The following is a 7,185-nucleotide window of genomic DNA, read 5'->3' on the forward strand; positions in this document are numbered from 1 at the left end:
GATAACATCCTTGTTAAATTGTTTATATCTGAAATAGTTCATACAGAAGACTCCTTTTTGTTAAAATTATACTATAAATTCAACTTTGCAACAGAACCACCTGCTTTATAAACAACATTTATTTTAATGTCTGATTTTTTTGAATAATGTTCATGATTATCATTCGTATTTTTTCTCCTTTATTTTTTAATAAAGGCATATCAATTTAATGATATGCCTATTTATTTAAATTATTCAACTACATCATAACCTTGATTTTCAATAGCTTCTTTAAAATCGTTAAAACCCACTTGACTTCCATCAAATGCAATTTCAACATTCTCATTTGACAAGTTTACTTCTGAAGAAGTTACACCATCTAAGCTATTCAACGCTTTTTCAATTGAATGCTTGCAATGGTCACAACTCATACCTTCTATGTTAATTAATTCGTTATTCAATATTGTCACCTCCTTTCAAAAAAATTTGAAAGTCTTATAATTTCATACGTTTTAAACGTAAAGCGTTTGTGACAACACTTACAGAGCTTAAAGCCATTGCTGCTCCTGCAACCCAAGGTGCTAACAAGCCAATCGCTGCTATTGGGATACCTGCAACATTATAGCCAAATGCCCAAAAGAGGTTTTGACGTATATTCCGAATTGTAGATTTACTTGCTTTTATTGCTTTTGGAATTAATAAGAGATCGCCTCCTAAGATCGTTACATCAGCTGCTTCAATTGCAACCTCCGTACCAGTACCAATAGCAATACCAATATCGGATTTAACCAGTGCTGGAGCATCATTCACACCATCTCCAACCATTGCAACTTTTTTCCCTTGATTTTGAAGTTCTTCAATTTTAGAAGCTTTTTCCTCAGGTAATACTTCGGCAATTATTGTATCTATACCTACTTGTTTTGCTATTGCTTGGGCTGTACGTTTGTTATCACCCGTTAACATAGCTACTTCAATACCTAAATTATGAAGTTGTTGAATAGCTTGTTGGGCAGTACCTTTAACTGTATCAGCTACAGCTACAATGCCGCTTAATTCATTATCTATACTTATTAGCATTGCAGTTTTTCCTTCTTCTTCAAAATTGGTTAGGTTTAGTTCTACTTCTTTAGTGTCGACTCCTTTTTCATTCATTAGCTGCCGATTACCAACAAAAAGTTCTTTATTATCAATATTTACTTTTATACCGCGGCCAGGTATAGCTTCAAAATATTCCACTTCTAAAAGTTCTAGTGATTTTTCCTTAGCATAATTTACGATTGCCTCGGCTAATGGGTGTTCAGACCCTTTTTCAGCACTAGCTAATAATTGTAACGTCTTATTATCTCCAATGAAATCGGTTACTTCAGGAGTACCATTTGTTATAGTTCCAGTTTTATCTAAAACCACCGTGTTAATAGCATGAGTACGTTCAATATGCTCTCCACCCTTAAAGAGGATACCATTTTCAGCAGCTTTTCCTGTTCCTACCATGATAGAAGTAGGTGTAGCTAACCCTAGAGCGCAAGGACAAGCAATAACTAATACTGCAATTGCAGCAACTAAAGCTGGTTCAAATTGTCCTGGTTGAACTAATGAAATCCATATAATAAATGTAAAAATTGCTATACCTACAACAATAGGTACAAAATATCCAGAAATAATATCTGCTAACCTTTGTATCGGTGCTTTGGAACCTTGTGCTTCTTCAACGACTTTAACAATAGAGGCAAGGGCAGTATCTTTGCCAACTTTTGTTGCTTCAATAGTAATTGCTCCGTTTTTATTCATTGTTGATCCGATAACATTATCACTTTGTGTTTTTTCAACAGGAATAGATTCTCCAGTTAACATTGATTCATCAATTGAAGTTATTCCTTTGATTATTTTTCCGTCTACCGGTATTTTCTCTCCCGGTTTGACAACTAAATAATCTCCCTCATTTACTTCACTTAAAGGAACCATAATCTCTTCATCATCACGTAATACTCGAGCTTCTTTAGCTTGTAAATTTAATAATTTGCTTAAAGCATTTGTTGTTTGAGTTTTAGCACGGGCTTCTAGATATTTTCCAAAAAGAATTAAAGTAATTAATACAGCACTTGTTTCAAAGTAAAGGTGTGGCTCGTAGTTCGTATCGATTAACCACTTAATTGATTCATAAATACTATAAAAGAAAGCTGCACTTGTACCTAAAGCGACAAGAACATCCATATTGGCTGACTTATTACGAAGGTTTTTATAAGCGCCTACATAAAATTGCCAACCAATGATAAATTGAACAGGTGTTGCTAATACAAATTGGAACCAAGGGTTCATAAATATATTTGGTATTTGAAGACCAAATAAATGAACAAACATTGTCATTAACAATGGAGCTGCTAAAATGGCTGAAATAATTAATTTAATTAATTGTCGTTTCAATTGTTTTTCTTTTTGAGAACTTTTTTCTGATGCTTCTTTCTTAGGTTGAGCATCATATCCTAAATTCTTAATACGTTGTTGAAATTCATCCACAGATGTCATATCAGGGTTATATTCTACAATAGCACTTTCAGTGGTTAAATTTACTGTTGCCTTATCCACGCCTGAAATTCTATTTAATACTTTTTCTATTTTATTCGAACAAGCTGCACACGTCATGCCTATTACATCTAAATCTACTTTTTCAGTTAAAATTCCATATCCTGTTTTTTGAATTGTATTCGTAATATCTTCCAATGATGTAATATTTGGATTATATTCAATCATAGCCTTCTCTGTTGATGGATTTACGTTAGCATTAACTTCATCAAGCTTATTTAAGTTTTTTTCTACTTTATTTGAGCAAGCCGCGCACGTCATACCTGTAATTCCTATTGTTGTTTTTTTAATATTATCATTCAATTATTTCACTCCTCTTATTTTGAAAATTGTTTCAATACAACCATCAACTCTTTAATACTTTCTTCACCATTTCCTTGCTTAATACCTTCAGTTATACAGCTAGATATATGGTCTTCAGTTACTATAAAGCCTACTTGTTTTAAAGCTGATTGTATTGCTGTTATTTGTATTAATACATCTATACAGTATCTATTTTCAGCTATCATTGATTGCAAACCACGTATTTGTCCTTCTAACCTTTTGAGTCTATTAAGTAATACGTCGTTTCTTTCAACAGTAGTTATATCCAATTTCAGCCCTCCTAATATACCTATATGGGGTATGTGTTATCGTTTATTATATTATACCCCATCCAGATATAAGTCAACATAAAAACTTAACATTTGTCATTAATGTAATATTTATATAAAATATACGGTAAAACTTATATTTAGAGGTGATTATTTGAATAAAAATATACAACTTGAGCTTTACACAAGACCTACATGCTCCGATTGCCAAGAATCCAAAAAATATTTAAACTCCCAAGGGATTAATTATATTCATAAAGAGGTAAGCCAAAATTTAGAATTAGAAGAAGATATGAAAAAAATATCAGGGAACCGAATTGTTCCTTTATTTGCTTTTTATAAAAAACGATTTTGGGGCAAAAAAAAATTATTTAAATATTTCGTAGGTTTTGAAAATAATAAAAAAGAAATTTTTAAAATCCTGGAACAGTAAAATAAAAATCTATCTTTGAATGAATTAACTCCAAAATGCTATTAAATTGAATAAAAAAGTTAAGATGCTAATTTGTTTATAAAATCTCAAAAATTAGCATCTTAACTTTTTAATTAATTATGATGACCCTCTCCTTTTCCCTTCATGTCACAGAACAATTTGCCACTATGATTATTATTGGAAGTTTCAGTCTGTATTGTTACATGTTGAATGTTTTTGTGATTCAATTCATGTTCAATACGTTTAAGTAAAGTTTCATTTTCACCAATAGACATTTTATCATTGACAACTATATGACAAGATAATGCATTCATCCCACTAGTTACTAACCAAATATGAAAATCATGGATATTTATTACTTCTTTGAAGGTTTTTAAGGTTTTAATAATTTCTCCCGTATTAATAGTGTCAGGTGTCCCCTCCATTAATACATGAAGACTTGATTTTGTTACATAAAACCCACTACGTAGTACTAGAGCAGCTACAATAACGCTTGCTAAAGGATCTGCCCATCCCCATCCAAAAAACATGATAAGAAATGCCGCTACTACTGCACCTATAGAACCGAACATGTCGCTAATAACATGTAAATAAGCACCACGCATATTTAAATTTTCTTCTACATCTCCACCACGTAACATAATCCAAGCTACAATAACGTTAATTAATAAACCTATTAAAGCAATAATTAACATAATCGATGATTATCAGAAGTTCTCACTATAAAAAAGGCACTAAAAGATTATAATCTTTTAGTGCCTAATTAATTATATTAGCTACCAAACAAACGACTCCAAAAGCCTTTTTTAGGTTGTTTTTCTTCCATCTCTTCATCTTCACTATCTATTTCTTTAAATTGTGTATCGTCTTTTGTGGATGGTTTTTCGTTGATGTTCTCATCCTCTTTTTCTTCAGAGATATCTCTATGCTGTACCTCTATGGGCTGTTCCTTTTCTGGTTGCTGATTAAAATCTTTAGTTTCTTCGGTAAACTTTGCTTCTTGCGCCTTAACATTTTGTCTATCATTAGAAGATGTATCAAAGGAATAATTAAGCTGTCTTTCTTCCTCTAATTGATTTTCTAGTTTTTGAATTTTTTTATTACTTTCTAAAGCCAATATTTGTTGATTTTCCAATAGTTTGTTTAATGTATTAACATTGCTATTTTGCTGATCTAATTGCTTTGTTAGGTTCTCAATATATTTTTCGTCATTTTCAGCTCGGGTTTTAAAGATTTCTATTTGTTTTTCTAATTCGTTTACTTTTGTTTTTAATGTCTCAGAAGTACCTAAATTACTATACTCCACATTTTTAACTTCGGAAGTATTTTCATTAGGTATTTCTTTTTTAACTGTTTCCTGCTTTTCTATGGTACTTTCTTTTTTTGTTATTTTTTCTATAATTTTCAAACAATCATTATCACTAATGTAATTAATACCATTTTCTTTTGAAAAAGTAATATTTAAATTTTTAGCATTATTAACAATAGTTTGTTTAGTTACATTCAATTCATCAGCAAGTATTTTAATAGTTTTCATACAAATCATCCTTAGGTACTAAATTAGGTACCTAAATTTTACCACCTAACAATAAATTTTTCATCTTTTACTACATAATTTGACTACCTAATTTAGTGACTAAGCGCCTAATTAGGTACCTACAAACCGTTTTGCTAATTAATTAGGCACTAAATAAACCTGTTCTAAGATTTTTAGGTACTTAATATTATCCTAACGATTTTTAAAACGCTTTATATGCGTATTTAAAAGTGTTAATATTACTTTATGAAAATTAAAAGAGCCAATGCTATTGGCGTAGCATCGGCTCTTGGTAATAAAACGATTCGCATTCGTTTGTTTATATATTTTTTTGATACTTGTATTATATATATCTAATCATCTAAGTGCAAGCACAAAACATGTAACTTACGTAAAAATTGTTTTATTACCTCAACTTCTAAATAAATGGAAATGAGGTTTTTATTATGCCAAATTTTGAGAAATATAATTTATCTCAAGTGAAAACTGAAAGATTCTATCAATTACCTAAATACTTATTTGAAGATGCATATTTCAAGAAAATGTCAGCAGAGGCCAAAATTATGTATGCATTATTAAAGGATCGTTTTGAATTATCTATACAAAATGAATGGGTAGATAAAAATAATAATATTTATTTTATTTTTAGTAACAAGCATTTGTGTGAATACTTAGGCTACGCTGAGCAAAAAATCATAAAATTAAAAAAGGAACTAGTGAAATTTAACTTACTTACTCAAGAGCGAGTGGGACTTAATAAGCCTAATAGATTATATCTATTAAAGCCAAATTATAATAATGAAATCAGTCATAGCAAGGAACTTCCAAATTCACAGTTCCAAAACAATGAATTTGGAAGTTCTGGAACTGTGAATTCGGAAGTTCTTGAACAGTTGAATTCACAGTCTAATGATACTGAATTTAGTAATACTGATTATATAGAGACTGAGAACAATGATACGAATGATTTGAATGATACATCTAACAATATTTCTGAAAACGCTCATTCGAATCATACAAATCATCAACAAACTGAATTTAATAATGATGCCTTAAAATTCCAAGTGCTTGAAGAATTGCCACAACAAATCAAAGATTACTTAAGTAATTTTGAAATTAGAGAAATTCGTATTATTAAAAGTGTTTTACTTAAAGGAAAAAAATCATTTAATAATGCGCATAATACATATTACCGTTTAGAAGACGTGGAGTTCGAACTTGTGAGTGTATTAAAACGATTTAAAGCGATGCTGCTACAAAAGAATGAAACCGTTGAAGCTATGCAAGGATATTTAATGCAATCGATTAAAGCTGAACTTGAAGAAATACACGCACTTAATATGCGTCGTCAAAACATGAAACAACATAATATCTTTAACCAATAATTTAGATAATCTTATAGCAATCAAAGAGACTTCAAAATACTCGGTTAAGTCATCTGATTTTTTAACTGATGATGACGAAAAAAATCAAGAAATCGTGAATGACTTGGAAAAAGGTTTATACCGAAAACGTATGTTGAGTTATGGTGGATTGCTTAAACAAAAACATAAGATTTTAAATTTAGATGATGTCGAAGATGGCAATTTGATTAATACAAGTGACGAAGATAAAACAACAGACGAAGAAGAAAAAGCACATTCAATTACGGCAATTTGGCATTTTGAAAAACAAAATGATTACTTAAAAGATTTGAAACGTTAGCTTAAAAGCTAGCGTTTTTTTATATTTTTGCCCCTGCGGGAACTATAACGTTCAACCGGCATGGTTGACCAGTTTTTATGGCAATTTTTAAATTTGCATGTAACTGGGCAGTGTCTTAAAAAGCGACACTGGTTTTGCTCAAATTTTTGCTTTTGGAAATAGTATATATTTATTTGGCTCATATTTGCGTTTTAAGAGCTTATATAAGTTTTTAGGCATAAAACTATATGAATTACCCCTAAATCTTTAAAATGCCCCCTTAAAATTCAAAATAAAGGTATTTAAAATTTTAAAAATAAAAAAGCTACTAGCAAAAAACTAGTAGCTTAAATCTTAGTTAAATTTTGATGTAGTATTAA

6 protein-coding genes and 2 pseudogenes are annotated in these 7,185 nt (G+C 30.3%); 3 read left to right on the forward strand and 5 right to left on the reverse strand.

All coding sequences use genetic code 11. From position 1 onward, the window contains the following. Nucleotides 1–230: 230 nt before the first annotated feature. Genes copZ through KA830_RS02685 form a run of 3 tightly spaced genes read right to left on the reverse strand, consistent with a single transcriptional unit; the run spans nucleotide 231 to nucleotide 3,152 of the window. Nucleotides 231–440: a copper chaperone CopZ gene (copZ, locus tag KA830_RS02675; RefSeq protein WP_009385631.1), complete on the reverse strand. Its 210-nt coding sequence runs from the start codon at nucleotides 438–440 to the stop codon at nucleotides 231–233. Nucleotides 441–474: 34 nt separating this feature from the next. Continuing rightward, a complete protein-coding gene (locus tag KA830_RS02680) occupies nucleotides 475–2,862 on the reverse strand; it encodes a heavy metal translocating P-type ATPase (RefSeq protein WP_009385633.1) in 2,388 nt (795 codons plus the stop codon). Between the two features lie 14 nt (nucleotides 2,863–2,876). Next, entirely contained in the window at nucleotides 2,877–3,152 is a 276-nt protein-coding gene (locus tag KA830_RS02685) for a metal-sensing transcriptional repressor (protein WP_009385635.1), read from the reverse strand. 154 nt (nucleotides 3,153–3,306) lie between these two features. Between KA830_RS02685 and KA830_RS02690 the strand changes: the two genes are divergently transcribed. After that, a complete protein-coding gene (locus KA830_RS02690) occupies nucleotides 3,307–3,585 on the forward strand; it encodes a glutaredoxin family protein (protein ID WP_009385637.1) in 279 nt (92 codons plus the stop codon). A 113-nt stretch (nucleotides 3,586–3,698) separates the two neighbouring features. Here the strand turns inward: KA830_RS02690 and KA830_RS02695 are convergent. Both KA830_RS02695 and KA830_RS02700 read right to left on the reverse strand, forming a co-directional pair. Beyond that, nucleotides 3,699–4,289: pseudogene (locus KA830_RS02695) on the reverse strand (cation diffusion facilitator family transporter); the annotation flags it as partial. A gap of 68 nt (nucleotides 4,290–4,357) precedes the next feature. Beyond that, nucleotides 4,358–5,122 carry a DUF536 domain-containing protein gene (locus tag KA830_RS02700; RefSeq protein WP_107520884.1) on the reverse strand — a complete coding sequence of 255 codons (765 nt, stop codon included), beginning with the start codon at nucleotides 5,120–5,122 and terminating at the stop codon, nucleotides 4,358–4,360. A 446-nt stretch (nucleotides 5,123–5,568) separates the two neighbouring features. Between KA830_RS02700 and KA830_RS02705 the strand changes: the two genes are divergently transcribed. Next, complete coding sequence (locus tag KA830_RS02705) at nucleotides 5,569–6,507, forward strand: replication initiator protein A (RefSeq protein ID WP_119495907.1); 939 nt, start codon at nucleotides 5,569–5,571, stop codon at nucleotides 6,505–6,507. Between the two features lie 16 nt (nucleotides 6,508–6,523). Next, nucleotides 6,524–6,826, forward strand: a pseudogene (locus KA830_RS02710) (protein rep); the annotation flags it as partial. Nucleotides 6,827–7,185: the final 359 nt, after the last annotated feature.

It is taken from the genome of Staphylococcus sp. GDY8P119P (genome assembly GCF_017892075.1).
Taxonomy (GTDB): Bacteria; Bacillota; Bacilli; order Staphylococcales; family Staphylococcaceae; genus Staphylococcus; species Staphylococcus ureilyticus.